This window comes from Bradyrhizobium sp. 21, from assembly GCF_023073335.1.
Classification (GTDB): domain Bacteria; phylum Pseudomonadota; class Alphaproteobacteria; order Rhizobiales; family Xanthobacteraceae; genus Bradyrhizobium.
The window spans coordinates 90,297-116,865 of the sequence record NZ_JADPJG010000029.1 but is presented as its reverse complement, the minus strand read 5'-3'; the positions used below and the strand labels follow the sequence as shown (position 1 = coordinate 116,865).

29 protein-coding genes are annotated in these 26,569 nt (G+C 64.9%); 18 read left to right on the top strand and 11 right to left on the bottom strand.

Annotated elements, in window-relative coordinates; translation table 11 throughout:
• Positions 1 to 219: 219 nt before the first annotated feature.
• The 3 genes from IVB31_RS23930 to IVB31_RS23920 all read left to right on the top strand — a co-directional run bounded on the left by IVB31_RS23930 (position 220) and on the right by IVB31_RS23920 (position 3,309).
• On the top strand, positions 220 to 2,508 hold the full coding sequence (locus tag IVB31_RS23930) for a DUF1522 domain-containing protein (RefSeq protein WP_247328448.1): 2,289 nt from the start codon (positions 220 to 222) through the stop codon (positions 2,506 to 2,508).
• A 292-nt stretch (positions 2,509 to 2,800) separates the two neighbouring features.
• Positions 2,801 to 3,169, top strand: a complete 369-nt coding sequence (gene flaF / locus IVB31_RS23925; protein ID WP_247328446.1) for a flagellar biosynthesis regulator FlaF — start codon at positions 2,801 to 2,803, stop codon at positions 3,167 to 3,169.
• Positions 3,166 to 3,309, top strand: a complete 144-nt coding sequence (locus tag IVB31_RS23920; protein ID WP_247328444.1) for a hypothetical protein — start codon at positions 3,166 to 3,168, stop codon at positions 3,307 to 3,309. The genes flaF and IVB31_RS23920 overlap by 4 nt, the downstream gene beginning before the upstream one ends.
• 3 nt (positions 3,310 to 3,312) lie before the next feature.
• Here IVB31_RS23920 and IVB31_RS23915 read toward each other — a convergent pair whose 3' ends face one another.
• The 4 genes from IVB31_RS23915 to IVB31_RS23900 form a co-directional block, all read right to left on the bottom strand.
• Positions 3,313 to 3,669: a hypothetical protein gene (locus IVB31_RS23915; RefSeq protein WP_247328441.1), complete on the bottom strand. Its 357-nt coding sequence runs from the start codon at positions 3,667 to 3,669 to the stop codon at positions 3,313 to 3,315.
• 159 nt (positions 3,670 to 3,828) lie between these two features.
• The gene (locus tag IVB31_RS23910) at positions 3,829 to 4,326 is read right to left on the bottom strand and encodes a hypothetical protein (protein WP_247328436.1); all 498 of its coding nucleotides are present in this window, start codon (positions 4,324 to 4,326) and stop codon (positions 3,829 to 3,831) included.
• A gap of 11 nt (positions 4,327 to 4,337) precedes the next feature.
• Positions 4,338 to 4,706, bottom strand: coding sequence for a flagellar assembly peptidoglycan hydrolase FlgJ (gene flgJ / locus IVB31_RS23905; RefSeq protein WP_247328434.1), 369 nt, complete (start codon positions 4,704 to 4,706; stop codon positions 4,338 to 4,340).
• Complete coding sequence (locus tag IVB31_RS23900) at positions 4,706 to 5,830, bottom strand: flagellar basal body P-ring protein FlgI (RefSeq protein ID WP_247328432.1); 1,125 nt, start codon at positions 5,828 to 5,830, stop codon at positions 4,706 to 4,708. Before IVB31_RS23900 ends, flgJ begins: the two co-directional genes overlap by 1 nt.
• A 283-nt stretch (positions 5,831 to 6,113) precedes the next feature.
• Here IVB31_RS23900 and IVB31_RS23895 point away from each other — a divergent pair, with 283 nt between their 5' ends.
• Complete coding sequence (locus tag IVB31_RS23895) at positions 6,114 to 6,527, top strand: flagellar assembly protein FliX (RefSeq protein ID WP_247328429.1); 414 nt, start codon at positions 6,114 to 6,116, stop codon at positions 6,525 to 6,527.
• A gap of 4 nt (positions 6,528 to 6,531) precedes the next feature.
• Here the strand turns inward: IVB31_RS23895 and IVB31_RS23890 are convergent, their stop codons facing one another.
• On the bottom strand, positions 6,532 to 6,903 hold the full coding sequence (locus IVB31_RS23890; protein ID WP_247328425.1) for a helix-turn-helix domain-containing protein: 372 nt from the start codon (positions 6,901 to 6,903) through the stop codon (positions 6,532 to 6,534).
• A 165-nt stretch (positions 6,904 to 7,068) separates the two neighbouring features.
• Here IVB31_RS23890 and IVB31_RS23885 point away from each other — a divergent pair, with 165 nt between their 5' ends.
• The 3 genes from IVB31_RS23885 (at position 7,069) to IVB31_RS23875 (ending at position 9,548) form a co-directional block, all read left to right on the top strand.
• Positions 7,069 to 7,680, top strand: a complete 612-nt coding sequence (locus IVB31_RS23885) for an NAD(P)-dependent oxidoreductase (RefSeq protein WP_247328422.1) — start codon at positions 7,069 to 7,071, stop codon at positions 7,678 to 7,680.
• Positions 7,681 to 7,894: 214 nt separating this feature from the next.
• Positions 7,895 to 8,260, top strand: coding sequence for an RNA polymerase-binding protein DksA (dksA, locus tag IVB31_RS23880; protein ID WP_247328419.1), 366 nt, complete (start codon positions 7,895 to 7,897; stop codon positions 8,258 to 8,260).
• Between the two features lie 508 nt (positions 8,261 to 8,768).
• On the top strand, positions 8,769 to 9,548 hold the full coding sequence (locus IVB31_RS23875) for a fumarylacetoacetate hydrolase family protein (protein WP_247328416.1): 780 nt from the start codon (positions 8,769 to 8,771) through the stop codon (positions 9,546 to 9,548).
• A 296-nt stretch (positions 9,549 to 9,844) separates the two neighbouring features.
• Here IVB31_RS23875 and flgH read toward each other — a convergent pair whose 3' ends face one another.
• Genes flgH through flgF form a run of 4 tightly spaced genes read right to left on the bottom strand, consistent with a single transcriptional unit; the run spans position 9,845 to position 13,339 of the window.
• Entirely contained in the window at positions 9,845 to 10,612 is a 768-nt protein-coding gene (flgH, locus tag IVB31_RS23870) for a flagellar basal body L-ring protein FlgH (protein ID WP_247328413.1), read from the bottom strand.
• A gap of 4 nt (positions 10,613 to 10,616) precedes the next feature.
• Positions 10,617 to 11,762 carry a flagellar basal body P-ring formation chaperone FlgA gene (gene flgA / locus IVB31_RS23865; RefSeq protein ID WP_247328411.1) on the bottom strand — a complete coding sequence of 382 codons (1,146 nt, stop codon included), beginning with the start codon at positions 11,760 to 11,762 and terminating at the stop codon, positions 10,617 to 10,619.
• Positions 11,763 to 11,772: 10 nt separating this feature from the next.
• Positions 11,773 to 12,561: a flagellar basal-body rod protein FlgG gene (gene flgG, locus IVB31_RS23860; RefSeq protein WP_247328409.1), complete on the bottom strand. Its 789-nt coding sequence runs from the start codon at positions 12,559 to 12,561 to the stop codon at positions 11,773 to 11,775.
• Positions 12,562 to 12,577: 16 nt separating this feature from the next.
• Complete coding sequence (gene flgF / locus IVB31_RS23855) at positions 12,578 to 13,339, bottom strand: flagellar basal-body rod protein FlgF (RefSeq protein ID WP_247328467.1); 762 nt, start codon at positions 13,337 to 13,339, stop codon at positions 12,578 to 12,580.
• 382 nt (positions 13,340 to 13,721) lie between these two features.
• Between flgF and fliL the strand changes: the two genes are divergently transcribed.
• The 5 genes from fliL to IVB31_RS23830 all read left to right on the top strand — a co-directional run bounded on the left by fliL (position 13,722) and on the right by IVB31_RS23830 (position 20,468).
• On the top strand, positions 13,722 to 14,222 hold the full coding sequence (gene fliL, locus IVB31_RS23850) for a flagellar basal body-associated protein FliL (RefSeq protein WP_247328406.1): 501 nt from the start codon (positions 13,722 to 13,724) through the stop codon (positions 14,220 to 14,222).
• A 19-nt stretch (positions 14,223 to 14,241) separates the two neighbouring features.
• Positions 14,242 to 15,444 (top strand): flagellar motor switch protein FliM, encoded by a 1,203-nt coding sequence (fliM, locus tag IVB31_RS23845; RefSeq protein ID WP_027567600.1) that lies wholly within the window; start codon positions 14,242 to 14,244, stop codon positions 15,442 to 15,444.
• The gene (locus IVB31_RS23840) at positions 15,441 to 15,887 is read left to right on the top strand and encodes a DUF6468 domain-containing protein (RefSeq protein WP_247328404.1); all 447 of its coding nucleotides are present in this window, start codon (positions 15,441 to 15,443) and stop codon (positions 15,885 to 15,887) included. Before fliM ends, IVB31_RS23840 begins: the two co-directional genes overlap by 4 nt.
• 9 nt (positions 15,888 to 15,896) lie before the next feature.
• Positions 15,897 to 16,652: a flagellar protein FlbB gene (locus tag IVB31_RS23835; protein ID WP_247328402.1), complete on the top strand. Its 756-nt coding sequence runs from the start codon at positions 15,897 to 15,899 to the stop codon at positions 16,650 to 16,652.
• A 102-nt stretch (positions 16,653 to 16,754) separates the two neighbouring features.
• Positions 16,755 to 20,468 (top strand): tetratricopeptide repeat protein, encoded by a 3,714-nt coding sequence (locus tag IVB31_RS23830; RefSeq protein ID WP_247328465.1) that lies wholly within the window; start codon positions 16,755 to 16,757, stop codon positions 20,466 to 20,468.
• Positions 20,469 to 20,910: 442 nt separating this feature from the next.
• Here IVB31_RS23830 and fliP read toward each other — a convergent pair whose 3' ends face one another.
• Together fliP and IVB31_RS23815 are read right to left on the bottom strand one after the other, a co-directional pair.
• On the bottom strand, positions 20,911 to 21,672 hold the full coding sequence (fliP, locus tag IVB31_RS23820) for a flagellar type III secretion system pore protein FliP (protein WP_007612290.1): 762 nt from the start codon (positions 21,670 to 21,672) through the stop codon (positions 20,911 to 20,913).
• The gene (locus IVB31_RS23815) at positions 21,669 to 22,634 is read right to left on the bottom strand and encodes a flagellar biosynthetic protein FliO (protein WP_247328400.1); all 966 of its coding nucleotides are present in this window, start codon (positions 22,632 to 22,634) and stop codon (positions 21,669 to 21,671) included. The genes fliP and IVB31_RS23815 overlap by 4 nt, the downstream gene beginning before the upstream one ends.
• A gap of 347 nt (positions 22,635 to 22,981) precedes the next feature.
• On the opposite strand from IVB31_RS23815, the gene flgB reads away from it, so the two are divergent.
• The 6 genes from flgB (at position 22,982) to flhB (ending at position 26,428) form a co-directional block, all read left to right on the top strand.
• Positions 22,982 to 23,386, top strand: coding sequence for a flagellar basal body rod protein FlgB (gene flgB / locus IVB31_RS23810; protein ID WP_027518914.1), 405 nt, complete (start codon positions 22,982 to 22,984; stop codon positions 23,384 to 23,386).
• Positions 23,387 to 23,458: 72 nt separating this feature from the next.
• Entirely contained in the window at positions 23,459 to 23,884 is a 426-nt protein-coding gene (flgC, locus tag IVB31_RS23805; RefSeq protein ID WP_247328398.1) for a flagellar basal body rod protein FlgC, read from the top strand.
• Positions 23,885 to 23,900: 16 nt separating this feature from the next.
• A complete protein-coding gene (fliE, locus tag IVB31_RS23800) occupies positions 23,901 to 24,209 on the top strand; it encodes a flagellar hook-basal body complex protein FliE (RefSeq protein ID WP_247328395.1) in 309 nt (102 codons plus the stop codon).
• Positions 24,210 to 24,285: 76 nt separating this feature from the next.
• The gene (fliQ, locus tag IVB31_RS23795; protein ID WP_129268713.1) at positions 24,286 to 24,549 is read left to right on the top strand and encodes a flagellar biosynthesis protein FliQ; all 264 of its coding nucleotides are present in this window, start codon (positions 24,286 to 24,288) and stop codon (positions 24,547 to 24,549) included.
• Positions 24,550 to 24,566: 17 nt separating this feature from the next.
• On the top strand, positions 24,567 to 25,337 hold the full coding sequence (gene fliR / locus IVB31_RS23790; RefSeq protein ID WP_247328391.1) for a flagellar biosynthetic protein FliR: 771 nt from the start codon (positions 24,567 to 24,569) through the stop codon (positions 25,335 to 25,337).
• Between the two features lie 11 nt (positions 25,338 to 25,348).
• A complete protein-coding gene (gene flhB, locus IVB31_RS23785; RefSeq protein ID WP_247328389.1) occupies positions 25,349 to 26,428 on the top strand; it encodes a flagellar biosynthesis protein FlhB in 1,080 nt (359 codons plus the stop codon).
• The last annotated feature ends 141 nt before the right edge of the window (positions 26,429 to 26,569 follow it).

The window sequence follows — 26,569 nt, the reverse complement described above, 5'->3', positions numbered from 1 at the left end:
ATAAGCATCTGAAATCACTAAATAAATCGAGCGGCGGGGCCAGTTGCCCCGCCGCTCTTTTTTGCGTCCGGAGGCGGGCAGGGGCCTTCACCGGCCATTAACCCTATCCCTTAAACCGGCGTTAACCATACTTTAAAGGAGACCCCCTAAGACTGGACAAAAGCCCGCTTTCAAGACCGCGCGGCCGATTCGTACCCGGTTCAAGAGGAAGACTCGCCAATGTCCAACATCGTTCTCTCGGCGTCCGTTCGCCAGAACCTGTTGTCGCTGCAGTCGACGGCCGACTTGCTGGCCACGACGCAGGAGCGGCTGTCGACCGGTAAGAAGGTCAACACGGCGCTCGACAACCCCACCAACTTCTTCACGGCGCAGGGGTTGGACAATCGGGCGAGCGACATCGGCAACCTGCTGGATGGCATCAACAACGGTGTGCAGGTGCTCCAGGCCGCCAACACCGGCATCACCTCGCTGCAGAAGCTGATCGACAGCGCCAAGTCGATCGCCAACCAGGCGCTCCAGACCACGGTCGGCTACTCCACCAAGTCGAACGTCTCCACCACGATTCCCGGTGCGACGCCCGCCGATCTGCGCGGCACGACTTCCTATGCGAGCGCGACCGCCAAGAGCAACGTGCTCTATACCGGCGCAGCCGGTGGCGTGACCCCGGTCACGGGAACCGCCGCGCTCGGCGCCTCGCTGGGCTCGAACGCGGGCACGAATGTCGGGTTCGCCGCGACCGCGGCCGACGGCACGACTGCACTCTCCGGTACCACCACGCTGGTCGGCACCACGACATCCACCACCTTCGGCGCGCCGCCCGCGGACGGCGACACCATCACGGTCAACGGCAAGACCATCACCTTCCGCACCGGTATCGCCCCGACGACGCAGCCGACCGGCTGGGGCCTCAACCCCAGCGGGCACATCGCCACGGACGGTAACGGCAATTCGATCGTCTACGAGGGAACGCCGGCCGCGCCCGGCGCGACTGTCAACGATGTGCTAAGTGCGATCGACCTCGCCAGCGGCGTCAAGACCGCGGCAATCAGTGCAGGCGCGGCAACCATTACGGTCAGCGGCTCGACCGGTCCGATCGGTACGCTGCAGGTGGCATCATCCGTCACGGGCGGCCAGGTCACGCTGAAGAGTTCGACCGGCGCCGATCTGAGCCTGACGGGCAAGGCCGACTTCCTCAACAAGCTCGGTCTGACCGCGGCGACCGGCGCAGGCAATGCGAGCGTGAGCGCGGACCGATCGACCACCGCGGGCTCGCTCGGCTCGCTCGTTCAGGACGGCTCGACGCTGAACATCGACGGCCACACCATCACGTTCAAAAACGCCCAGTCGCCCCAGTCGGCGTTGAGCGTGACCTCCGGCGGCGTCAACAACAATATCGTCACCGACGGCAACGGTAATTCGACCGTCTACCTCCAGAGCGCGACGCTCACCGATCTGCTCAACTCGATCGACCTCGCCACCGGCGTCAAGACCGCCAGCATCTTCAACGGCGCGGCGACGCTGTCGACCACCGCGGGCCAGATCCCCTCGTCGGTCAACAGCAGCGGTCAGCTTGCGCTCTCCACCGGCATCAACGCCGACCTGTCGATCACCGGCACCGGCAACGCGCTCAACGCGTTCGGTCTCAGCGGCAACACGGGAACGGCCACCGCTTTCGCCGCGGCGCGCAACTCCGGTGTTGGCGGCGTCAGCGGCAAGACGCTGACCTTCACCTCCTTCAACGGCGGCACGGCGGTCAACGTCACCTTCGGCGACGGCACCAACGGCACCGTCAAGACGCTCGACCAGCTCAATGTGCAGCTTCAAGCCAACCACCTGACGGCGACCATCGATGCCAACGGCGTGCTGACGGTCACCACCGTCAACGAGTACGCGTCCTCGACCCTCGGCTCGAGTACCGCAGGCGGCACGGTCGGCGGTACGCTCACCGGCGTGCTGGCCTTTACCACCGCGCAGCCCCCGATTCAGGATCCCGTCGCGCAGACGGCGCGCTCCGGCCTGGTCAGTCAGTTCAACAACATCCTGGCGCAGATCGACACGACATCGCAGGACTCGTCCTTCAACGGCGTCAACCTGCTCAACGGCGACACGCTGAAGCTGGTCTTCAACGAGAACGGCAGCTCGACGCTCGGCATCAACGGCGTCGTGTTCAACGCCGCCGGTCTCGGTCTCAGCAATCTCGTTCCCGGCACGGACTTCATCGACAACGGTGCCACCAACAAGGTGCTGGCCAGCCTGAATGCCGCCTCGAGCACGCTGCGCTCCGAAGGTTCTTCGCTCGGTTCGAATCTGTCGATCGTGCAGGTGCGCCAGGATTTCTCCAAGAACCTGATCAACGTTCTGCAGACCGGCTCGGCCAACCTGACACTCGCCGACACCAACGAGGAAGCGGCGAACAGCCAGGCGCTGTCGACCCGCCAGTCGATCGCGGTGTCCGCGCTGTCGCTGGCCAACCAGTCGCAACAGAGCGTGCTGCAGCTGCTCCGCTAATCTCGCGGCGCAAGATCGCAACTCGACACATCGCGGCGGGGCTAATGCTCCGCCGTTCTTTTTACAGAGATCGCTAAGAGCGGATTAGCCGAGATGATGCGCATCACGCTAAACGTGTTTACAGCGTGCATGTGCGCATCTAGCTTCGTGACGACGAAGAACTCCGTGCCCCGTAATAGTCCGGAGTGCTTCCAAGCACACACGTAAGCAAATCTTAAGCGGTGCTGCCTAGGGTCGGGAAAGAAATCCTTAAGCGCGTTCAACGGGCTAGGTAACCTCCAAGGTGTGATTGATGTCGAATTCCGCTGCCTCGGCCTACGCGCGTGTTGCCACGACCACCGCATCTCCTCGCGACATCGAAGCGCAGACCCTGCTCAAGGCCGCGAACAAGCTCCAGGATGCGGTGAACAACGCCGACCCGTTCAGCGAGCAGACCACGCAGGCTCTGATGTTCAATCGCAAGCTCTGGACGATTTTCCTGAGCGAGGCGATGCGCGACAGCAATCCGCAACCGATCGACGTCCGGCAGAAAATCGCCAACATCAGCGTGTTCGTGCTGAGCCAGACCGCCGCGCTGCAGATGAGCCCGCAGTTCGATCACTTCCGTCCGCTGATCGAGATCAACCGCAATATCGCCGCCGGTCTGTCCGGCCGTCCGTGATCAAGCACGGCTCGTTCCGCTTCGGCAACGCCAAGTTCACGCTGACGGATACCGGCAAGGCGCAGATCAGGGACGTCGTCACCGATCCCGCGACCGGCTCGAGCCATCTCGACACGGCCGTTGCGACGCGCGACGCCTGATCGTCAGGCGCTGCGGTCCGTGCTGGACGGACGCGAGGGCTGCGACTTCAGATCTTCTGCGTGGAAATAGGCTCGCCGGCGCAGCATCGCTTCGTCGGGGAACTGGTTGACCACTGCATCGGTCCTGTCGTTGACCACCTGAAAGACGAAAGACGCCGCCGCTTGGTCGAACACGACCTGGCGCGAGACGTTCTCGTTCTGCAAGCTATTGCGCACAGGCGCGCTCGCATCGCTTGCGGCGACCGTCTGGCTCACCGGCAAATCAGTTTGCACCGCCTCGTTCGCCGCCGTATTTGACGTCGTTACGATCTGCGTTGGGACCGGTATCCCCACCGGCCTGATGCTGAAATCTGTACTCATGGCAGCCTCCTGGTTGCCTCACGTGAGTCAAATCCCAACCCCTCTCAATGCGCAACCATGGAACACCAGGATTGAAGACCCGGTAAGGAAACGTGCCTAACCGCGCGACGATGTCGTCGCGCGGTTTTTCGTAAAATTGTCGCTTGTTCTTGCGCGCGCTCAGAGCGAGCGGCTGACCGCGAGCGGGGTGATGTGGCGCGGGCCCGGCGTGGCGCGCCGCCCCGCGGCCGTGTAGGTGTTCGGCACGTTGCGCTTCTGGATCTCGGCATTGACGCCGCGCACGACGCTCTCCGAGACCGCGTGGGCGGTTGCGAGCACGGTGAGATTGACCTGGAGCATCGCGCGGAATGCATCGTGGTGCCGATGCAGCGTCGAGAGCAGCTCAGGTGCGGATTTCGCGAGCTGGGCCTGGTTCGCCTTCAACTGGCTGATGGCGCCGACATAGTTTTGCGACAGCTCCTGCTTCTTGCTCTCGAGGGCCATCGCCTCGCGGACCTTGCCGGCACGCACGAGCTCTGTCTCGCGCTCGATCAGGCCGAGCAGGGCGCTCATCGCATCCATCAACTGCTCGGCGACCTTGCGCGACTCGGCACTGCCGGGTGCGGTATTCGGGCGCTGCGCTTGCACCGGCTGACGCGAGGCGTTGAAGTGGTTCATCTCGTTTGACCTTATGCCGTGCGGATCGTTTTCGCCTGCTGCATGATGAGAGTGCGATAGACTTCGGTGGCGACGCCGACGCCGCCGGCGTTGGCGAAGTTCTTGGAATATTGCTCGGTCAGCATCGAGCGCCACACGCCGGTGCCCGGCGTGTCGCCGAACGGGCCTTCGCCCTTCAGACCCGAGGTCATCTGCGAGAACATGCTGTTGAGGAACATCGCCTCGAAATCGGTGGCGGTCTTCTGGGCCTTGGCCTGCTGCTTCGGCGGGACCTTCTGCAGTGCCGCGGCGAGTTCGAAGTCCGGGCGGCCGTTGCGGCTCTCGACGGAGAAGGCCGAGGCGCTTGCGGCACGCGGGGTGTTGATCATGCCGGTCTGCATCACATCACCTCGATGTCGGCTTCGATCGCACCGGCGGCCTTGATCGCCTGGAGGATGCTGATCATGTCGCGCGGGCCGATGCCGAGGCCGTTGAGGCCGTCGACGAGCTGCTGAAGCGAGACGCCGTCCTTGACCAGGGCGAGCTTCTTGCCGTCTTCGGTGACGCTGACGCCGGTGCGCGGCGTGACCACGGTGCGTCCCCGCGACAGCGGATTGGGCTGGCTGACCTGCGGGCTCTCCGAGATCGTGACGGTAAGGTTGCCTTGCGCCACGGCGACGGTCGCGACGCGCACGTCGCGGCCCATCACGATGATGCCGCTGCGTTCGTCGATGACGATCTTGGCGGCGAGGTCAGGATCGACCTGGAGCTGCTCGATCTCTGTGAGAAAGGCGACGACGTTGCCCTTGAATTCCGGCGGGATCGAGAGCTGCACCGTCGAGGGATCGATTGGCTCGGCGCTCTTGACGCCGAGATAGTCGTTGATCGCAGCTGCAATGCGCTTGGCGGTGGTGAAGTCGGCGTTGCGCAGCGCTAGGCGGACGTTCGGCAGGCGATTGAGCGCGAACTCGATCTCGCGCTCAATGATGGCCCCGTTGGCAATGCGGCCCACGGTCGGGACGCCGCGCACGATCTTGGCGGCCTCGCCCTCGGCCTGGAATCCTGAGATCGCGAGCGAGCCCTGCGCGACTGCATAGACGTTGCCGTCGGCGCCGAGCAGGGGGGTGACGAGCAGGGTGCCGCCGCGCAGATCCTTGGCGTCACCGAGCGCGGAGACGGTGACGTCCATGCGCGTGCCCTGGGTGGCGAAGGCCGGCAGATTGCCTGTCACCATCACGGCGGCGACGTTGCCGGTGCGGATCGTAGCGCCGCGGATGTTGACGCCCATGCGCTCGAGCATCGCTTGCAGCGACTGCTTGGTGAAGGGGATGTTGTTGAGGGTGTCGCCGGTGCCGTTGAGGCCGACGACGAGGCCGTAGCCGATGAGCTGGTTCTGCCGCACGCCCTCGATATTGGCGAGATCCTTGATGCGCGATGTCGCGCTTGCAGACGTGACCGACAGCGCCAGCGCTGACAGCGCGGCGCAGGCCACCCCAACAAACCTCACCCAACGAACGCCTGGCATCCTCTGCTCCCCCGAGGCTCCTAAAAAGGCTCCTCAAATCGAAGGACCATCACGACACTCCCATGACGAGCTGGTCCGACGCTGTCCTTGCGAGCGCTGTGCCAACCCGGGGCAGCGGGGGTAGGTCGCTGAATAGGTTGAATAAATCTGTTTCGACGGGTCTCAGCCTGCGTTGTCCCTGAGGAGCGAAACTGCCGCCTGTGGGCAGATTTTGCCGGGCTGTTTACGAGCCGTTAACCATAAGACGGCGAATGTGGCGCATCGATCACCCGGATTGCTTCCGATGCGCATCTACGGACCGAACGGCACCACGCTTGGCACGCCGGCCAGTCAGGCCAGGCGGACGAGCTCCGGCACCTTCGTGCTGCCCGACACCTCGTCGGCGCCGGAGACGCGGGGCGCCGCCGCACCGAAGGCCGCCGCCAACATCGACGGGTTGCTCGCGCTGCAAGGCATCGAGGAGGATTCGGCCGAGCGACGCAAGCGCTCGGTCGTGCGCGGCAAGAGCGCGCTCGACGTGCTCGACGATCTCAAGATGGGGCTTCTTTCCGGCAAACTCGACGCCTCGACCGTGATGCGGCTGCGTGACGCTGCGGCCAACCTGAAATCGTCATCCGGCGATCCCGGTCTGGATTCGGTGCTGTCCGAGATCGAGCTGCGCGTCGAGGTCGAGCTCGCCAAGGCCGGGCAGGCGTAGCGCCTTACGCCGCTTCATCCTTCAACTGCGCGTCGTAGCGGCGCTGGGCGGCGAGAACGTCTTTCAGATTCTGCTCGGCCCAATCGCGCAGCGGATCGACCGCGCCAGCCAGCGTCACGCCAAGCTGCGTGATCGAATATTCCACGGTCACCGGCACCGTTGCGATGGCGTGACGCTTGATCAATCCGTCGCGTTCGAGCGATTTGAGAACCTGGCTCAGCATCTTCTGCGAAATGCCTTCGATCGTGCGGCGCAACTGATTGAAGCGCATCGGCTCCTCGCGCAGCAGCAGCAGGATCAGCACCGCCCATTTGTCGCCGACGCGGTCGAGGATCTGTCGCGTGGGGCAGTTCGCTGCATAGACGTCTGGCTTCATCGTCGGGTCCTCACGCTCCGTTTGGGCGGCTTGCCGGCTAACCTTGCCGGTTACGCTTGCCGGTTACTCCTGCGTAATCAGGTAAGCACAAAGTGCTCTCTTAACACCAGCAATCCTTTTGATATCTAGTCACCGTTAGTTACCACAGAAGCAAAGGAGCCTTCCATGAAAATCGCAGTTGCCGGAGCCTCGGGCCGGGCCGGGTCGGAGATCACCAAGGAACTGTCCCGCCGCGGCCATGCGGTCACGGCCATCGCCCGCAACCCCGAGAAGATCGCGGCCCTGCCGAACGTCACAGCCACCAAGGGGGACGTGCTCGACCAGGCCGGCCTTAGCAAGCTGTGGGCCGGGCACGACGTCGCGGTGAGTTCCGTGCATTTCCTGGCCAGCTACTCGCTCAAGCTGATCGGCGCGGCAAAGGACTCCAAGGTCGGTCGTTATCTCGTCGTCGGCGGAGCCGGCAGCCTCGAGGTCGCTCCGGGCGTCAAACTGGTTACAACTCCCGGTTTTCCGGCTCAATACAAGGCTGAGGCGGAGGCGGGTTCGGCCTTTCTCGACCTGCTGCGGCAGGAAAAGGAGCTGAACTGGACCTTCATCTCGCCGTCGGCCCTGTTCATCGAGGGGGAACGGACGGCCAAGTTCCGGCTCGGGACCGACCAGCTTCTCGCAGATGCGAGCGGGAAGAGCTGGATCAGCTTCGCCGATTACGCCATTGCGCTCGCCGACGAGATCGAGCGGCCGGCCCATGTGAGGCAGCGCTTCACGGTCGGCTACTAGGTCTTCGGCCGCCCCGGGCCCTCCAGGATAAACCTTCCTGTGCAAGGGCTTGGGGGCGCCAATCGGGCCTTCAGGGAAACATTGTCTGTCACGGGAGGTCGCTATATAAGGCCCCGCTCAGCGGACCCCGTTCCGTATGCGAGTCGTTGCTTAGACAGATAGGCCGCCCTTGGAAAAGTTGAAAAACTACCGACCGACCGAAAAAGAGCCTTTCATGAACGATCGGCAGAAGGAGTACTTCCGTTTGAAGCTCCTCGCCTGGAAGGATGAAATCCTCAGAGAGTCCAAGCTCACCCTGCAAGCCCTGCAGGAGGAGAATGTGAACCACCCCGATCTCGCCGATCGGGCATCGTCCGAAACCGACCGCGCCATCGAACTCCGCGCCCGCGACCGCCAGCGCAAGTTGATCGCCAAGATCGACGCCGCGCTCCAGCGTATCGAGGACAACACCTACGGCTATTGCGAGGACACCGGGGAGCCGATCTCGTTGAAGCGGCTCGAGGCCCGGCCCATCGCCACGCTCTCGGTGGAAGCGCAGGAGCGCCACGAGAAACGCGAGAAGGTCTATCGCGACGAATAGAGTCCGAGCCGCAGCGATGCGGCTCTTTGTTTTTCGGACGCAAGGCGCGGTTTCGCGCAGCGATCCTCATTTTGCCTGTCGCTTGCCGCCGCGCGCTTCAACATGCGAGCGCGATGGCGAAAAGTGAATCGCGATCAATGGACTAGACTCAACTCCTCCGAGCTCACGTGAGTTCGGATGAGAAACAGCCTTCACTTCAGGTGGGGCGAGTTTTGCGAGTCGCATCAACGACATCGAGTCGGATGCTGAGACGCCGATCCAGCAGCTTCACGGATCGCTGCAATCAGGCTTGCTGCGCCACTACAGGGCGCGCATCTCCATAAAGCCTGGACCAGCTCAATATTTCCTTAAACGCCGGCAGCAGGCCTTAGGAGTTCCCATAGCGAGATTGATCTGCTTTCGCGGGTCATCCGGCTTGGGTTGGTCATGAGGTGCCCCCGCGCTTGTCACACCCCCGCGGGGATGCTGAAGTGCCGCTCTCGATTGCGTAGCGTGGGAGGCGGCGCCGATGGACAATATTCTCGCAGCCGCAAAGGCGATCGCGCTGGCGCGCCGCAACCACGCGCCGCTCGCGGCGCTGGACCACCCGCCCGCCGATGAAGCCGAGGGCTATCAGGTCCAGCGCGCGCTGCACGATCTGCTGCTGCCGCATGTCGGCCCGCTCGTCGGCTACAAGATCGGCTGCACCAGCCAGGTAATGCAGGATTATATCGGCATTCCCCATCCTTGCGGCGGCGGCGTGTTCCAGAAGGGCGTGCACGACAGTGGCGTGCAGCTCGCAGCTGCCGACTATGTCCGGGTCGGCGTCGAATGCGAGATCGCGGTGCGGCTCAAGCGCAATCTCGCCGCCGGCGAGGCGCCGTTCACGGCCGAATGGGTCGGCGAGGCCGTCGAGTCCTATCATCCCGCGATCGAGATCGTCGACGACCGCTACGTGAAGTGGGAAACGATGGGGGCGCCGACCTTGATCGCCGACGATTTCTTCGCCGCCGGCTGCGTGTTGGGGCCAGTGGTCTCGCGCTCGTCGGTGCCGGACCTGAAGGCGGTCAAGGGCCGTGCCATCGTCAACGGCGAAGAGGTTAGCCACGGCACCGGCGCCGACGTGCTCGGCCATCCCCACAACGCACTCGCCTGGCTCGCCAACCATCTCGCCGCCGAGGGCAAGGACCTGCATGCTGGACAGCTCGTGCTGACGGGGAGTCTGGTGAAGACGCTGTGGCTGAAGGCCGGCGACAAGGTGCGGATGGAGCTGGACGGGCTCGGCGTGGTGGAGGCGGAGTTTAGTTGAGGGTGCTGCGGCATTCTCCGCCGTCATTCCCCGCGAAGGCGGGGAATCCAGTACGTCGCGCTATATCGATTTAGCAACGAAGGCCTCGGCGTACTGGATCGTCCGCTTTCGCAGACGATGACAGCGGAGGGCCTGGCTTGCGGCACGCTCGTCACAGCCGCGGGTGCGGATTAATTACCCAAATCACCATCGCCAAAAATACATGCGGCCCTCGCCAGGGGAGCTAGCGAGGGCCGCGTCGTACATCGTCGTTCGCGCCTAGGTTCGCGAACACGATGTGGGAGCTCGGGAGAAACTTAGAAGGGCAGCAGCACGTCCATGACTTGCTGGCCGTAGCGCGGCTGCTGCACGTCCATGATCTGGCCGCGGCCGCCATAGGCGATGCGGGCCTGCGCGATCTTGCTGGAATCGATGGTGTTGTCGCTCTGGATGTCTTCGGGGCGGACGATGCCGGCAACGATGAGCTCGCGGATCTCGTAATTGACGCGGATCTCCTGCTTGCCTTCGACCACGAGATTGCCGTTCGGCAGCACCTGGGTGACGACCGCGGCGACGTTGGTCTGCAACGCTTCCTGGCGGTTGACCGAGCCCTTGCCGTCGCTGGAGGCGGTGGAGTCGGCGGCGAGGATACGCCCGGGCAGCACCTTCGCCGCCTGCGCGCCCAGTGTCTTGGCGCCCATGAAGTCGTCGATTCCCGAATTTTCCTGGTTGGTGCGGCTGCGCTGGGTCTCGTTGGACAGGTTGGCCTTGTCGGTGATGTTGACGGTCACGGTGAGGAGGTCGCCGACATGGGTCGCGCGCTGGTCCTTGAAGAAGGCGCGGCTGCCGTTGCGCCACAGCGAGTTCGGATTGTAGGAGGCGACTTCCGGCTTCGGCATCGGCATCTGCACCGGCTTGTAGCCGGGCTGCGTCGTCGGATTTTCGATCGCCGCCAGCTTCGGTTGCTCGCCGATCTGCGACAGGCGGTCGATCGAGGAGCAGCCGCTCGCCAGCGCGCAAATTGCCAGCAGCAAAGCAGAGACCGCGATGCGACGAGGACGGGAAGCCGAACTGAAGCTGGACATGAACTTACTCTGACTTGGCTGGAGCTTGCGAGACGCGAACTTGCGGGATCTGGGCTTGTGCGATCTGGGCCGGGGACGCCGGGGTCTGGATCAGGCTCTGGGCGAGTGCTGCGGCCGTGGCGGCCGCGGGGACGGGCGCTTCGTCGCGCTTGAGCGAGGAGGTCTGCTCGACCGCGGCCGGCGTCGGCGCGGACTGGCTGGCGCCCTGGACCGTCACCTGGCCACGGGCGGTGACCACGCCGGTCAGCGTGCGCTTGGTCTGCAGGTTGAGGACGCTGACGGTGTCGCCCTCGGCGCCGCTCTCGATCGCCTTGCCGCGGGTGGTGAGGTAGATCCCGGGGACCTGGTAGATCACGGTGACGCTCTGGTCGCGCTGCACGAAGTCGGGCTTGACGATGTCGGCGACGCGGATCGGCGTCCCCGCCCGCATCGGCCGGCGGAGCTGCATGCCGAGCGTGCGGTCGCGCGAAGCGGCCTCACCGGTGACCTCGGCCTTCGGCCGGCGTTCCACGGCGACGTCGGAGGACTTGAGGAGATCGGCGCGGTCGATGTCGCGCGTCAGCACGGCCACTTCCACCGTCTCGATCGCGGTGCCGGTGAAACGCAGCTTGGTCGGCGCCGGATTGTTGTCGTTGTTGATCTCGAAGGCGACGTCGAAACGGCCGCCGCGGGCGTCATAGCGGGTTGCGACCGGCTGCAGCACGCCGGTGTTGGAGGCATCCAGCCGCATGTCGGCGATGCCGCGGTCGAACGTCACGGTGATGTTGGCGGCATCGCCGAGGCCGAAGCGGCGCTCGAGCGCCGAGGCGACCGCGGTTTCGAGGTCCTTGTTGACGAGCGTGCGGGCGAGGCGGGTGACCTGGACCTCCTTGATGTCGCCGGTCATCACGCCGATCACCTGCTTGGCACGGAGCACGCTCAGGACCTGGGCGACCGGCAGCGCGCCGGTGGTGCCGAGATCGGGCGAACGGTAGACCGGGATCAGCGCGGCGGATCCGGCATTGTCGATGAGATCGCCGACCCGCACCACGTCCGAGGTCACGGTGATGCTCGCGCGCAGCGTCGGCGTCGCGATGAAATCGTCGGCGGCCCGTGCAGGCAGCGCCAGCACGAGGAGAGCGGAGATCGTGGCGAGGGTGGTCCGGATCATCGTCATCACCTCAGCGGAACAGCGCCGTGGTCGATTGCATCATCTGGTCGGCGGCGCTGATCACCTTGGCGTTCATCTCGTAGGCGCGCTGGGCGGCGATCAGGTCGCTCATCTCCGAGACGACGTCGACATTGGCCTGCTCGAGGCTGCTCTGGGTGATGTTGCCGAAACCCTCGGCAGTCGCCGTGCCGTCCTGCGGCGGGCCGGAGGAGGGCGTCTCGGTGAACTGATTGTTGCCGACGGGCTGGAGGCCCGCCTTGTTGATGAAGCGGGTCAGGCCGATCTGGCCCTGGACGGTCGAGGTCGACGAGCCCGGCAGCGTCACCGAGACCTGGCCCTGCACGTTGATGGTGAGGCCCGAGGCGTTGTTCGGGATCGTGATCGTCGGCTGCACCGGGTTGCCCTGCGCGGTGACGATGCGGCCCTGATTGTCCATCTGGAAGGTGCCGTCACGGGTGTACTGGAAGCTGCCGTCCGGCATCAGGATCTTGAAGAAGCCTTCGCCGGAGATGGCGACGTCGAGATCGTTGCCGGTCTGCGACAGCGTGCCCTGGGTCATGCTGCGCGGCGTGCCGACGGTCTTGACGCCGCCGCCGATGTCGACGCCGACGGGCAGGATGGTGCCCTGGTCGGAGGACTGGGCGCCGACGCGGCGGACGTGTTCGTAGATCAGGTCCTGGAACGCCGCGGTCTGCTTCTTGAAGCCGGTGGTGCGCAGGTTGGCGATGTTGTTGGAGATCACCTGAACGTTGAGTTCCTGTGCCGCCATTCCGGTCGCTGCGGTGTGAAGCGCCTGCATATCAGTTCTCCTTCAATCAGGCCGGAACGTCGGCGAGCTTCTCGATCGCCGATTTGTGCATGTCACTCTGCTGCTGGAGCAGATTGGCGATGGCCGTGTAGCTGCGCATGACTTCGACCATGCGGCTCATCTCACCGACCGAGTTCACGTTCGACTTCTCGACGTAGCCCTGCTGCACGGTCGACTTGGTGCCGGCCTGCGCGGTCGCGGAGCCGGCGCTGTAGAGGTTGGCGCCGAGCTTGGTCAGCTTGGCTGGATCGTCGAACGAGGCCATGCGGATCTTGCCGCGGATCGAGTCGGCCTTGGCCGTGCCCTCGAGCACGGTGACGGTGCCGTCGGGGGCGACGTTGATGTCGTGGTCAGTCGGCTGGAAGGTGATCGGGCCGCTGGTGCCGAGCACGAGGTTGCCGTCGGTGGTGACGAGCTGGCCAGTGCTGTTGAGCGAGAATTTGCCGTCACGGGTGTAGCGTTCGCCGCCATTGGCCTGCACTGCGAAATAGGCGTTGCCGGTGATCGCCATGTCGAGCGGGTTCTTGGTCATCTCCAGCGGCCCCTGGCTGACGTCGCGGAAGGTGCCGCGGTCCTGCACATAGGAGACCCGACGGTCGGAGCCGGCGAAATTGTCCTCACGCGCATTCGAGTTGAGGTACTCCTCGAACAGCGAATGGTCGGCCTTGAAGCCGTTGGTGTTGGCATTGGCGACGTTGTTGGCGACGACATCCATCTGCCGTTCCAACGTCATCTGCCGTGACAAGCCGATCAGAAGCGCGTTCTGCATCGGAAATCTCCCCTGAGTGAGATCCGCCATTTCGCTCTCCCAAGCGCCTTGGCCGACCCCGTGAACGAGACTGTCAGGTTCTCCCAAACCGTCGGGTCTCGGTCCTTTCTCAGCGAAAGTCGTGCCACTCCGGAAGATTGTGTAATTTCAATGTCTTGTTGATTTTTCGAGGGTGCGGGGAGGCGGCAGAAAGGGTCTGTTAGCCATGTTTGCCCGGCAGATTTTTCCTAGTGAAGGCCCAATCGAAAGGTTCCGTTAACCATTATTACCGTAGCGTTTGCACATAAGAGGAGCGCACTGCGCTGGGGCATTTGTATCGCGTCACTGTCTGCAGGAGCTTCGCTCTTTCGATCCCTTTGAGACATGAACGAGCGCGGCGACCATGGCAGAGAATGAAGCGGAAGGCGGCGCAGCTGCCGAAGGCGCGGAAGCCGCTCCGCCGAAGAACAAGCTCAAGATCATCATCATGGCCGTGGGCCTGCTCGCGGTCCTCGGCGGCGGTGCCGCGACCTGGTTCTTCTTTTTCCGGCATGGCGACGACGAGCATCACGCCGAGGTGGCGCCCCCGCCGAAGCCGCCGGCTTTCGTCGAGGTTCCCGACATCATGGTCAACCTCGCCGGCGCGCCGGGCGAGCGCGTGCAATATCTGAAGCTCAAGGTCGTGCTGGAGCTGAAGGAAGAGAAGCAGATCGAGGCGATCAAGCCGACGATGCCGCGCATCACCGACATCTTCCAGACCTATGTGCGCGAGCTGCGCTCCTCCGACCTCAACGGTTCCGCCGGCGTCTTCCGTCTCAAGGAAGAGCTGACCAAGCGCGTCAACGCGGCGGTGGCCCCGGTCCAGGTCAGCGCGGTGCTGTTCAAGGAAGTCGTGATCCAGTGAGCATGACGGGCTAGGGATCATGGCAGGCACCGACCAACCAGACCAGGATGCAATTGCCGCCCAATGGGAGGCCTCGCTCGATTCCGAGGATCCCGCCGAGGCCGCGAAGGCTGCTGCCGAAAACGAACTATCCGAGACCATGGCCCTGCAATGGGCGGCCATGGTCGAGGACGGCAGCCGCGATCTCGGCGCCGGCAAGAATTCCGGCGAGCGCGTGCTGTCGCAGGAGGAGATCGACAACCTCCTCGGCTTCGCGGTCGGCGACGTCACGCTGGACGACCATTCCGGCATTCGCGCCATCATCGATTCGGCGATGGTCTCCTACGAGCGTCTGCCGATGCTCGAAATCGTCTTTGACCGCCTGGTGCGGTTGCTGACGACCTCGCTGCGCAATTTCACCTCCGACAACGTCGAAGTTTCGCTCGACCGCATCACCTCGGTGCGCTTCGGCGACTACATGAACTCGATCCCGCTGCCCGCCGTCCTCACCGTCTTCAAGGCCGAGGAGTGGGACAATTTCGGCATGGCTGTGGTCGATTCCAGCCTGATTTACTCGATGATCGACGTGCTGCTCGGCGGCCGCCGCGGCTCGAGCCAGCTCCGCATCGAAGGCCGGCCCTACACCACGATCGAGACCGAGCTGGTCAAGCGGCTGGTCGAGGTGGTCATGGCCGACGCCGAGCAGGCGTTCCGGCCGCTGTCGCCGGTGACCTTCACGATCGACCGGCTCGAGACCAACCCGCGTTTCGCCGCGATCAGCCGTCCTGCCAACGCCGCGATCCTGGTACGCCTGCGGATCGACATGGAAGATCGCGGCGGCAACATCGAGCTCTTGCTGCCTTACGCGACCATCGAGCCGATCCGGGGCGTCCTGCTCCAGATGTTCATGGGCGAAAAGTTCGGCCGCGACCAGATCTGGGAAGGCCATTTCGCCACCGAGATCGTCCAGGCCGAGATCTCCGTCGACGCCGTGCTCTACGAAGCCGACATTCCGCTCAAGCAGCTGATGCGGCTGAAGGTCGGCGACACGCTGCCGCTGGACATGCGCGCCGATGCCAACGTCACCGTGCGCTGCGGCGACGTCACCATCACCGAAGGACGCATGGGCCGGGTCGGCGACCGCGTCGCTATCAGGGTGACGAAACCCCTGCGCAAGCCAAGTACGACACTTGCGATGTTCGAGAAGGTCGACGAGCAGAACAAGATGATGGAGGCCCCATGAACCACTCCCTGGGAATGGCGATCGAGACGCTGGTGGCTATTCTGCTGCTGCTGACGATCGTCTACTGCGTCACGCTCAACAAGCGGCTGACACGGCTGAAGGCGGACGAGCATTCGCTGAAGGCGGTCATCGGCGAGCTGATCACCGCAACCGAGATCGCCGAGCGCGCGATCGGCGGGCTGAAGCTCGCCGTACGCGACGTCAACGAGAACCTCGGCAGCCAGCTTGCGGCGGCGACCCAGATGTCCGAGCAGCTCTACAAGCAGCTCGGCGAAGCCGACAACGTGGTGCGGCGCCTGTCCAAGATCGCGATCGCCGCGCGCCCCGTGACCAACCCGGAAATGGTCGTGGCGCCCGCAGCCAAGCCCTCGTCGGCGAAGGCGGTGGCGGCTGCGGCCGAAGCCTTCTCCGAGCGACGCCGATCCAACGGCCTTGCGGCATAAAGTCAGGGTATGAAATCCTTTCGTAACATCCGCGTCATTCCGGTCGTGCTGGTCGCTATCGCAGGTCTCGCCACGCTGAAGGTCGCGGGCCTCGTGATCAATGGCGGCTATGTCTTCGACTACAAGCCGAACCAGACCAAGAAATCCTGGGCACAGGAGAATCTGAACTTCCCGAGCGGCCGCGAGGACCCCGATATCACGGGCTCGACCCATGGCGCGCCGGCGCCGAAGCCGGCCGCGCCCGACACCAAGGCCGAAGGCACCGTGGTCAAGGCGGAGGAAGCCCCGCCGCAGATCCCGGCCTCCGAGCGCGCGATCCTGGAACGCCTGCAGTCGCGCCGCCAGGAGATCGAGGCCCGCCAGCGCGAGATCGACATCCGCGAGAGCCTGTTGAAATCGGCCGAGAAGCGCATCGAAAACAAGGTCGAGGAGATGAAGGCGGTGGAAACCCGCATCTCCGCGACGCAGGCCGAGCAGAAGGCCGCCGAAGCCCAGCGCATGAAGGGCCTCGTGACCATGTACGAGGGCATGAAGCCCAAGGACGCCGCGCGGGTGTTCGACCGGCTCGAGATGGGCGTGCTGATCGAGATCGCCTCCGCGATCGCGCCGCGAAAGATGTCGGACATCATGGGGCTGATGTCGCCCGAGGCCGCCGAGCGGCTGACGGTCGAGATGGCCCGCCGGGCCAATGGCGGCGGCGATCAATCCGCCTCGGCCGGCGAGCTGCCCAAGATCGACGGCAAGCCGACGCAAAAGCCGAATTGAGGGCTCATACTTAAGAAGTCCTTAATTGGCAAAACCTACAGTCGAGGGCAGGGGCCGGCAGCAATGCCGGCGTGGACCGTCGAACCGGAAGAAATGCCGCCAATGGCGCGAGAGGCTGCCGCTGGATTTGTGTCGCGAGCCCGCGCCCTGGCGCTGGGATTGTCGCGTCATGTCCGCGTGGCGCCGCTGCTGGCAGCCTGCCTGCTGACCGGCTTCAGTGCGCCGACCCGGGCGGCCGATGCCATCCGTGGCGAGGCGACTTTCTCGGCCGGCGGCGGCTTTGCCCGGCTCGTGATCAAGCTCGGCGAGGACGTCCCCTCCGAGGTGACGATGGCCGGCTCCATTCTCGTCATCCGCTTCGACCGGGCGGTGGACGTTCCCGTCGATCGCGTCCCGGAAGGCGCCCCCGACTACGTCAACTCCGCCCGCCGCGATCCCGATGGCGGCGCCATCCGCCTGTCGCTGGCGCGGCGCGTCACCGTCAACACCATGAATGCCGGCGAGCGCACCTTCATCGACCTCATGCCGGAGGGGTGGAAGGGGCCGCCGCCGAGCCTGCCCATGGATGTGGTCAAGGAACTGGCCGAGCGCGCCCGCGTCGCCGAACGCGCCCTGCGCGCCCAGCGCGCCGCAGCCGAGTCCAAGAAGCGTCCGCAGATCCGCGTGCGCGCCTCGGTGCAGCCGACCTTCGTCCGCTTCGTGTTCGAGATGCCCGACGGCGTCGGCGTCTCCTCCGTGCTCAACGAGCAGAAGCTCACGCTCGCTTTCAACGCCAACCTCAATTTCGATCTGGCGGATGCGGTCGTCGCAGCGCCCCCGAACGTCGCCTCGATCAAGCAGAAGGGCGACATCGACCAGACCAGTGTCGAGATCGCGCTGATCGGCGATTCCGACGTGCATTCGTTCCGCGACGACAAGAACTACGTCGTCGACATCGCCTTCCAGCCGGACAAGGGCAAGATGGCCATGACGGCCGAGGCGGCGATCGCGCAGGCCAAGCCTGCCGGTCACGGACCTGCGCCTGCGGCTGAAAAGCCGGCGGCCGAGAAGCCGAAGGACGCGCATCGCGAGATCGCGCCCCCGACGTCGGAGACGATCGCGCGCGAAGCCAAAATCGACGTCAAGCCCGAGGTGAAGCCGGAAGCGCCCGCCGCCATGCCGCCCGCTGAAGCGCCGAAACCAGCGCCGGCTCCCGCGGTCGAAGCCGCGCACGCTGCGGAAGCGCCCAAGGATGCTCCCAAGCCCGTTGCAGAAGCCGCGGTTGCGCCGGCCAAACCGGTTGTTGCCGAAGCGCCTAAAGAGGTCGCGAAGGAGCCGGTCAAGGAAGCCGTCAAGCCTGCGCCGGCAGAGGCGCCGGCCATGCCGCCGCCCACTGCTGCCAGCGTCGATGCCCGCCGCGACAGCGACGGCCTGCGCGTGACTTTCCCGCTTCCGGTCGCAACGCCTGCGGCGGCATTCCGTCGTGGCGACACCGTCTGGCTGGTGTTCGATACGGCCAAGCCGATCGACGTCGAGGCCATACGCACCAAGGGCGGTGCGATGATCGGCGAGGTCGGCCGCATCCCGCTCGACAAGGGACAGGCGGTGCGCATCCGTCTCACCCGGCCGCTGGTCTATTCGCTGACGAGCGAGGAGGTCGGCAAGGAGACCAACTGGCTGTTGACGCTCGCCGACAAGATCCAGGCGACGCCGCTGCCGCTGCTGATGTCGCGCAACATCACCGACCCCGCGCTCGCCAACATCGCGATCCCTTTCGCCAATCCGGGCCTTCTGCACAAGCTCACCGACCCCGACGCCGGCGACACGCTCTATGTCGTCACCGGGCAGCGGCCGGTGCGCGGTTTCATCAAGCGGCAGGACCTCGTCGATCTCGCGCTGCTGGAATCCGCGCATGGCATCGCGATCCGGCCGAATTCCGACGAGATCGGCGTCGAGGTCGGGTCCGACAAGGTGATCCTCGGCAAGAAGGGCGGGTTGACGCTGTCGCCGGTCGACATCTCGGCCGAGCGGGCGCCGACTGCGGTGCGACCGATCTTCAGTCCCGAAAACTGGCGCAAGGGCCAGTCGGAGGATTTCTGGACGCGCCAGGGCAACCTGATCACCGCGATCTCGGCCGTCGAACCTGCGCTGCGCTCGCTACCGCGGCTGGACCTCGCGCAATTCTACATGTCGCGCGCGATGTATCATGAGGCCAAGGCCGTCACCGAATTGATGCTGAGCGATCCCCTCAACAAGGAGGAGAGCGGTGCGCTGATCATGCACGCGATATCGAGCATCCTGATCGGCCGGCCGGCGCAGGGCCTGAAGGACCTCGCCAACCCCGTGATCGGCAACAGCCACGATTCCCAGCTCTGGAAGGCGCTCGCCTATGCACGCCAGGGCAAATGGGCCGATGCGCGCGAAAAATTCAAGAACGTCGAGTTCGCCATTGCCTCGCTGCCGCTCGACATTCAGCGCATCGTGACGATGGAGGCGATGCGCGCTTCGCTCGAGGTGAAGGACTATGCCGGCGCTTCCAAGCGCCGCAGCGAGCTCGAGGTGGTCGGCGTCTCGCCCGAGGCCGCGCCCGGCTTCGCCGTGCTGCGCGGCCGGCTCGCCGAGGCGCTCGGCCACGACAAGGACGCGCTCGACGACTACAAGTTCGCGGTCGGTTCGGCCGACCGGCCGGCTGCGGCCGAGGCCAAGCAGCTCGAGGTCGCGCTGCGGCAGAAGCGCGACGAGATCGGCAGGGAAGACGCGCTGCGCGAGCTCGAGACGCTCTCGATGACCTGGCGCGGCGACTCGATCGAGGTCAAGACGCTGCAGATGCTGTCGCAGATCTATGCCGAGAACGGGCGCTACCGGGACGCGCTTACCGCGGCGCGTACCGCGACGAAGCTGCAGCCGAACGCGGACGCCTCGCGCCAGGCACAGGACCTCGCCTCCGATCTGTTCACGCAGATCTTCCTGGGCCCCAAGGGCGACGAGTTGCCGCCGGTCGAGGCGCTCGGGATGTTCTACGAGTTCCGCGAGCTGACGCCGATCGGCCGCCGCGGCGACGAACTGATCCGCCGCCTCGCCGACCGTCTCGCCTCGATCGATCTGCTCGACCAGGCCGCCGAGCTCTTGCAATATCAGGTCGACCACCGCCTCGAAGGCGCGGCGCGTGCGCAGGTGGCCGCGCGCCTCTCCATGATCTATCTCGCCAACCGCAGGCCCGACATGGCGATCACGGCGTTGCGCGCGAGCCGGATCAGCGACCTCTCCGGCGAGCTCAGGCAGCAGCGCCTGCTGCTGGAGGCGCGCGCGCAGAGCGACGTCGGCCGCCACGATCTCGCGCTCGACATCGTCTCCAACGTCTCGGGGCGCGAGGTGCTGCGCCTGCGTTCCGACATCTTCTGGGCAGGGCGGCGCTGGCGTGAATCCGCCGAGCAGATCGAGCTTTATTACGGCGACCGCTTCCGTGACTTCAAGCCGCTCAACACGGTGGAGAAGAGCGACATCATCCGCGCCGCCGTCGGCTATGCGCTCGCCGACGATTCGATCGGCCTGTCGCGCTTCCGCGAGAAATACGCACCGCTGATGAGCGAGAGCGCCGACCGGCTCGCCTTCGACATCGCGAGCAAGCCGGCCGGGGCCTCGAGCGCCGAGTTCGCCGAGATCGCCAAGCTGGCCGCCAGCGTCGACACGCTCGACGGCTTCCTGCGCGAGATGAAGCAGCGCTTCCCCGACGCCACCGCCCGCGCGCCGGCCTCGCCGCAGGCCAAGGACGAGAGCGACCACACCGGCTCGCTGCCCACGATCCCCGTCGTGCGGCAGATCAAGATGACGCGGTAGGAACCCTGCACCCTCTCGCCTCTCGACAGGTGTCGCGCAAGGCGGCGGCCTGATGCCCTCTCATGCTAGGAGAGTGCTGATATGGGCAAATCTGCCAAGACGAAGCCGAACCCATCGCCATGGCGCGGGCCGAATTGTAGGTCGATGCCGATGGCCCCGCCGGCCTGACCATCTCGATCCTCCGCGACGGCGACAGCTGGGAGTTCCGCGCCCATGCCGACCAGGCACGTGAGACCGGCCCGGCTTCCCCGAAGCGTGGCCATGCTGCGCAGATCGGCGATCACCTCAGCAGGCAGTATGTGAAAGGGAAGGGGGGACTACGCTATTCCGCGCGCAGCGCGGCCCGATGACAGGCTCCGCGAAGCAGTCCAGAGTCTTCCGCGGCCGCAGCCTGGCTTGCTTCGTCGCAAGTGCTCCTCGCAATGACGGGAGAGTGGGGCAGCTATCCCCCGTAGCTCTGCACCAGACTCCCCGCCACCAGCGACCAGCCGTCGACCAGCACGAAGAAGATCAGCTTGAACGGCAGCGAGATGGTTGCCGGCGGCAGCATCATCATGCCCATGGACATCAGCACGGAAGCGACGACGAGGTCGATGATCAGGAAGGGGAGGAACAGGAGGAAGCCGATCTCGAAGGCGCGCTTCAGCTCGGAGATCATGAAGGCGGGGACGAGGATGCGTAAGCCGAGCTCGTCGGGAGTGGCTGGCGGCGGCTCGCCGGAGAGGTCCAGGAACAGCTTGAGATCCTTCTCGCGCACGTTCTTCTGCATGAAGCCGCGCAGGGGGACGGAGGCGCGCTGGAGCGCGTCCTCGACGCCGAGCTGGTTGGCGACGAGGGGACGGATGCCCTCGTCGTAGGATTTCTGCAGCACCGGGCCCATCACGAAGAAGGTGAGGAACATCGCGAGCGCGATGATCACCGAGTTCGGCGGGGCGGTCGCGGTGCCCATCGCGGTGCGCAGCAGCGACAGCACGACCACGATGCGCGTGAACGACGTCATCATGATCAGGATCGACGGCGCGATCGACAGCACCGTGAGCAGCGCGATCAGCTGGATGGCGCGCTCAGTGACGCCGCCACCGCCTGCGCCGCCGCCGCCGAGATTGATGCTGATATCCTGTGCATGCGCCGGCATCGCGAGCGATGCCGCGCCGATCAGGACAGAAAGAAAAAAAACTCTACGCGGGAGGGCCGGCAGCCTCACGAAGACGGCTTCGGACGGCCAAGCAGTGAGGCCATCTCGTCTTCAAGATTTTCAAAGCTGGTCTTTTCCGGTGCCGGCTTTGCGGGCGGGGCCGGCGGCGCCGGCGGCTCGCTGCGAGCCACGCGCGGGGGAGCGGCCGGTGGCTCCGGCGCGACCGGAGGGGCAACGGTCTCGCCGGCGGGGCGGCGCAGCGCAGCTTCGAGCCGCTGCGCCATCTCGGCGAGATTTTGCTCGGCGTTCGAAGGTGCAGGAGCCGGCGGCGGAACGGGCGGCGCCTGCGGCACAGGCGGAGGAGGCGGCGGCGCTGCGCGCTCGGCGCGCACCGGCGGCACCTTGACAGGCTCACTCTGGCGCGGCGGACGCGGCATCAGAGGGGGTTCGTTGCGCGCAACGCGCGGCGGAACAGGTTCCGGACGCAACTCGCGCTCGGGGCGCGGCGGGATCGGATCGGGCGTGAAGCCGGCCAGTGGCGGCTCGATGCGGCGCTCGGCCAAAGCAGGCGCGGGCCGGCGTGCTTCGTCGGCAAAGGACGGGCGCACGGGCCGCGGCGGCGGCTCGGGCATTTGGGGTTCGGGATGATCGAGCAGTTCGGGCCGCGGCGCTTCGTCGGCCCAGCCGCCGGTATCCGGCATCGGCGCAAGACGCGGCGGCTCGGCGGCATTGGGACGCTGCGGAAGCTGGTCACGGCCGGGCGCTGCGCGCACGATGTTCGGCTCGACGACGATGTCGGTGGGGCCGCCGATCATCAGGAGATGCTCGACATTGTCACGCCGGACCAGCACCAGGCGGCGGCGGCCGTCGACGGCGGCGGCATCGATCACGGCGAGCCGGGGCATCCGTCCGCGCTGGGTGTTGGCGCCGAGCCGGCTGGTGGCGAATCGGCGAACCAGCCATGCAGCGACGCCGATCAACGCCAGAACGACGATGAACGCGACGATGAAGGTGATAGGGCTGCCTTGCATACTTGTCCCCGACAAACGGTGATTTTCTCGTGCCTGTGGTCAGATGCGCCAACCACCGGCGTACGATGCCCCAAACTGCGATTTCTTAACGTCCCACGGCAAGTTTTGCCGTCCCCAACTCTTAATAACCTATGAATCGCTCGATCCAAAACGACTTCTTGGCCTGTGCACGCGCCGCCAAACGGTTGGGTTAACGCCGTTTTTTGGGCGTGGAAACACGGGAGGCGCGCATGCGTGTCCCGGCGAGCGACGTCTGCCCGTAACATCTTTAACCAGCTGTTAACCATACACACGGCAAATTCTGCCTAGCTTCGGACCTGGTCCGAGAGGCGGAAGGAGCCGCGACGATGTCCATCAACGACCTCCCGGTGCTGTCGGCGCTTCGCACCAAGATGCAGTGGCACCAGGAGCGCCAGCGCGTCCTGTCCGAGAACGTCTCCAATTCCGACACGCCCAAATTCCGGCCGCGCGACCTGGTCGAGCCGAAGCTCGACAAGGCCGGCGCCGTCACGGGCTCGATGGGCCCCTTGGCGCTGACCCGCACCAGCGGTTCCCACATGGCGCCGTCAGGCGCGGCCTCCGGATTCGACCAGAACAAGAATGCGGGTTTTGAGACCCGCCCCGCGGGCAATGCCGTCAATCTCGAAGAGGAGATGATGAAGGCCGCCAGCAACCAGATGGACTACGCGGCGGCGACCTCGCTCTATTCGAAGAGCCTGCATCTGCTCAAGACCGCGATCGGTAAAGGCTAGAGCATGATCCGGAAAAATGTGCAGCGGTTTTCCGACGAGATCATGCCCAAACAAAAGAGCTGGAGGTAAATCATGGCGAATGACAGCAGCGACTTTGCCCGCTCGATGGCGATCGCGACCTCCGGTCTGCGCGCGCAGGCCGGGCGCATGCGGGTGATCTCGGAAAACATCGCGAATGCGGATTCGACGTCGCAGAGTGCCGGCGGCGATCCCTACCGGCGCAAGGTGCCGACCTTCTCCTCCGCGCTCGACCGCACGCTCGACGCGCAAGTCGTCACCCTCGGCCGGATCAAGCCCGACCAGTCCAACTTCCGCACCAAATACGAGCCGAGCAATCCGGCGGCGGATGCGACCGGCAACGTCAAGTACCCCAACGTGAACTCGGTGGTCGAGATGACCGACATGCGCGACGCGCAGCGGTCCTACGAGGCCAACCTCAACATCATCAGTGCGACGCGCCGGATGATCCAGCGCACCCTCGACATCCTCAAGAGCTGAACAGGACATTTGAGCCATGGCAACACCGACAATTGCCGCCAACGCCTATGCAAACCTCGCTCGCGTGCTGGAGAACAGCGGCGCCGGCAAGGGCAGCGAGCCGAGCGGGCAGTCCTTCGCCTCGCTTCTGAAAGACACCGTCGGCAGCGTCATGGAGTCCGGCCGCAAATCCGATGCGCAGACGGTGGCGATGGCCGCCGGCAAGGCCAACGTGATGGACGTGGTGACGGCGGTGGCAGACACCGACGTCGCGGTGTCCACGCTGGTCTCGGTCCGCGACCGCGTGATCGCGGCGTATGAAGACATCATGAAGATGCCGATCTGATTTCGACCTCCGGGGATAGGTCTTCGCATCGCTTCGTAGGCGGTGGGAGGCGAGACACGAACAAAGGAACTTTGCAATGACCGGACCTGAAACCCTCGACGTCGCGCGCGATGCGATCTGGACCATCGTGATCGTGTCGTCGCCCCTGATGATCGTGGGGCTCGTGGTCGGCGTCGTGGTGTCGCTGTTCCAGGCGCTGACGCAGATCCAGGAGCAGACGCTGATCTACGTGCCGAAGATTTTGGCCATCTTTGCCACGATGCTGTTGGCATTGCCGTTCATGGCCGATGCCCTCCATTCCCACATGCTGCGGATATCGTCGCGAATCATCGGCGGCTGAGGCACAATGCGTGAATTATGCGCATCGACGTCTCGCTGCTGCCGGCGCTCGCCGCTTCCTTCATGCTCGCCTTCGCCCGGATCGGCGCGATGGTGATGCTGTTGCCGGGCCTGGGCGAGACCAACATCCCGACGCGGATCAAGCTGTCGATCGCGCTGCTGCTCACGCTGATCATCCTGCCGCTGCATCGCAATGCCTATCATGTCGACATGGGCTCGCTCGCGCCGCTGCTGGTCCTGATGCTGCATGAGATCGTGATTGGCATCGTGCTGGGGGCGACGGCGCGCGTGACGCTGTCGGCGCTGCAGGTCGCCGGCGCCGTGATCGCGCAGCAGATGGGGCTTGGCTTCGTCACCTCGGTCGATCCGACGCAGGGACAGCAGGGCGTGCTGGTCGGCAACTTCCTGACCATGCTCGGGGTGACGCTGCTGTTCGCCACCGATAGCCATCATCTGGTGATCGCGGCATTGAACGACAGTTACGCGATCTTCGCGCCGGGCGAGACGGTGTCGAGCGGCGATGTCGCCGCGCTCGCCACCCGTGCTTTTTCTGCTGCGTTCCTGCTCGGCTTGCAGCTCTCCGGTCCGTTCCTGGTGTTCGGCCTCGTCTTCAATATCGGGCTCGGCGTGCTGGCGCGGCTGATGCCGCAGATGCAGGTCTATTTCGTCGGCGTGCCGCTGTCGATCTTCGCCGGCTTCCTGGTGCTCGCGGTGGTGCTCACGGCGATGATGGGCACGTATCTCGACTATTTCATCGGTGTCATGCACCAGATGATGCCACTCAAGTGACCAGGTGATCGATGGCGGAAGACAACGATCCAGAGAGTCAAACAGAAGACCCGACGCAAAAACGTCTCGAAGATGCGCTCGAACGCGGTGACGTCGCCAAGAGCCAGGAGATCAACACCTGGTTCATGATCGCGGGCGGCACGCTCGTGGTCTCGACCTTCTCGGGATCGGTCGGCAGCGGGCTGACGACGCCGATGCGCAACCTGCTTGCCAATTCCTGGATGATCAAGACCGACGGCAGGGCTTTGCTCGCCCTGATGCAGCAGATCGAAGTCGCGGTGCTGGCGGCGGTCGGCGTGCCGCTGATGATGCTGGTGCTGGCGGCCATTGCCGGCAACTTGCTCCAGCACCGCCTGGTCTGGTCGGCCGAGTCCCTCAAGCCCAAGTTCAGCAAGCTGTCACCGGCCGAAGGCCTCAAGCGCATCTTCGGCAAGCAGGCGGCGGCGAACTTCCTCAAGGGTCTCGGCAAACTGATCGTGCTCGGCGCGGTCATGACCACGATCCTGTGGCCGGAGCGGCATCGCATGGAGGCGATGGTCAAGCTCGATCCGGCCGCCATGCTCGGCGCCACCACCAGCCTGACCATTCATCTGCTCGGCGCGGTGGTCGCCGCACTCGCGATCATCGCCATCGGCGACTATTTCTTCCAGTATCGCAGCTGGTTCCAGCGGCAGAAGATGTCGCTCCAGGAGATCAAGGAAGAGTTCAAGCAGTCCGAAGGCGACCCGCACATCAAGGGCAAGCTCAGGCAATTGCGCCAGCAGCGCTCCAAGAAGCGCATGATGGCGGCGGTTCCCAAGGCCTCCGTGATCATCACCAACCCGACCCACTATTCGATCGCGCTGTCCTACGAGCGTGGCATGTCGGCGCCGATCTGCGTCGCCAAGGGCGTCGACAACCTCGCTTTCAAGATCCGGGAGATCGCGCGCGAGCACGACATCCCGATCGTCGAGAACGTGCCGCTCGCCCGCGCGCTCTATGCCACCGTCGAGATCGACCAGGAAATCCCGACCGAGCATTACCATGCGGTCGCCGAAGTCATCGGTTACGTCATGCGTCTGAAGAGCGGATTCGGCGCCGGGCGGCAATAAAACACCCGGAAAGTACCGGAAATGGCCGTAATCTGGGAATCAGCGTACCTTTCGCCCCTGCTGCTCTTGCACCTTCGGGTCCGATTCAGGCAGGGAGGACCCCACGCGCCCCATGGTGCGTTGATTCTCTGCCAACAGGCT

Bases quoted from the DNA above. Each gene is read 5' to 3' on its own strand.
- IVB31_RS23930 (WP_247328448.1), top strand. From the start codon at position 220: ATGTCCAACATCGTTCTCTCGGCGTCCGTTCGCCAGAACCTGTTGTCG.
- flaF (WP_247328446.1), top strand. From the start codon at position 2,801: ATGTCGAATTCCGCTGCCTCGGCCTACGCGCGTGTTGCCACGACCACC.
- IVB31_RS23915 (WP_247328441.1), bottom strand. From the start codon at position 3,669: ATGAGTACAGATTTCAGCATCAGGCCGGTGGGGATACCGGTCCCAACG.
- IVB31_RS23910 (WP_247328436.1), bottom strand. From the start codon at position 4,326: ATGAACCACTTCAACGCCTCGCGTCAGCCGGTGCAAGCGCAGCGCCCG.
- flgJ (WP_247328434.1), bottom strand. From the start codon at position 4,706: ATGCAGACCGGCATGATCAACACCCCGCGTGCCGCAAGCGCCTCGGCC.
- IVB31_RS23900 (WP_247328432.1), bottom strand. From the start codon at position 5,830: ATGCCAGGCGTTCGTTGGGTGAGGTTTGTTGGGGTGGCCTGCGCCGCG.
- IVB31_RS23895 (WP_247328429.1), top strand. From the start codon at position 6,114: ATGCGCATCTACGGACCGAACGGCACCACGCTTGGCACGCCGGCCAGT.
- IVB31_RS23890 (WP_247328425.1), bottom strand. From the start codon at position 6,903: ATGAAGCCAGACGTCTATGCAGCGAACTGCCCCACGCGACAGATCCTC.
- IVB31_RS23885 (WP_247328422.1), top strand. From the start codon at position 7,069: ATGAAAATCGCAGTTGCCGGAGCCTCGGGCCGGGCCGGGTCGGAGATC.
- dksA (WP_247328419.1), top strand. From the start codon at position 7,895: ATGAACGATCGGCAGAAGGAGTACTTCCGTTTGAAGCTCCTCGCCTGG.
- IVB31_RS23875 (WP_247328416.1), top strand. From the start codon at position 8,769: ATGGACAATATTCTCGCAGCCGCAAAGGCGATCGCGCTGGCGCGCCGC.
- flgH (WP_247328413.1), bottom strand. From the start codon at position 10,612: ATGTCCAGCTTCAGTTCGGCTTCCCGTCCTCGTCGCATCGCGGTCTCT.
- flgA (WP_247328411.1), bottom strand. From the start codon at position 11,762: ATGATCCGGACCACCCTCGCCACGATCTCCGCTCTCCTCGTGCTGGCG.
- flgG (WP_247328409.1), bottom strand. From the start codon at position 12,561: ATGCAGGCGCTTCACACCGCAGCGACCGGAATGGCGGCACAGGAACTC.
- flgF (WP_247328467.1), bottom strand. From the start codon at position 13,339: ATGCAGAACGCGCTTCTGATCGGCTTGTCACGGCAGATGACGTTGGAA.
- fliL (WP_247328406.1), top strand. From the start codon at position 13,722: ATGGCAGAGAATGAAGCGGAAGGCGGCGCAGCTGCCGAAGGCGCGGAA.
- fliM (WP_027567600.1), top strand. From the start codon at position 14,242: ATGGCAGGCACCGACCAACCAGACCAGGATGCAATTGCCGCCCAATGG.
- IVB31_RS23840 (WP_247328404.1), top strand. From the start codon at position 15,441: ATGAACCACTCCCTGGGAATGGCGATCGAGACGCTGGTGGCTATTCTG.
- IVB31_RS23835 (WP_247328402.1), top strand. From the start codon at position 15,897: ATGAAATCCTTTCGTAACATCCGCGTCATTCCGGTCGTGCTGGTCGCT.
- IVB31_RS23830 (WP_247328465.1), top strand. From the start codon at position 16,755: ATGGCGCGAGAGGCTGCCGCTGGATTTGTGTCGCGAGCCCGCGCCCTG.
- IVB31_RS23815 (WP_247328400.1), bottom strand. From the start codon at position 22,634: ATGCAAGGCAGCCCTATCACCTTCATCGTCGCGTTCATCGTCGTTCTG.
- flgB (WP_027518914.1), top strand. From the start codon at position 22,982: ATGTCCATCAACGACCTCCCGGTGCTGTCGGCGCTTCGCACCAAGATG.
- flgC (WP_247328398.1), top strand. From the start codon at position 23,459: ATGGCGAATGACAGCAGCGACTTTGCCCGCTCGATGGCGATCGCGACC.
- fliE (WP_247328395.1), top strand. From the start codon at position 23,901: ATGGCAACACCGACAATTGCCGCCAACGCCTATGCAAACCTCGCTCGC.
- fliQ (WP_129268713.1), top strand. From the start codon at position 24,286: ATGACCGGACCTGAAACCCTCGACGTCGCGCGCGATGCGATCTGGACC.
- fliR (WP_247328391.1), top strand. From the start codon at position 24,567: ATGCGCATCGACGTCTCGCTGCTGCCGGCGCTCGCCGCTTCCTTCATG.
- flhB (WP_247328389.1), top strand. From the start codon at position 25,349: ATGGCGGAAGACAACGATCCAGAGAGTCAAACAGAAGACCCGACGCAA.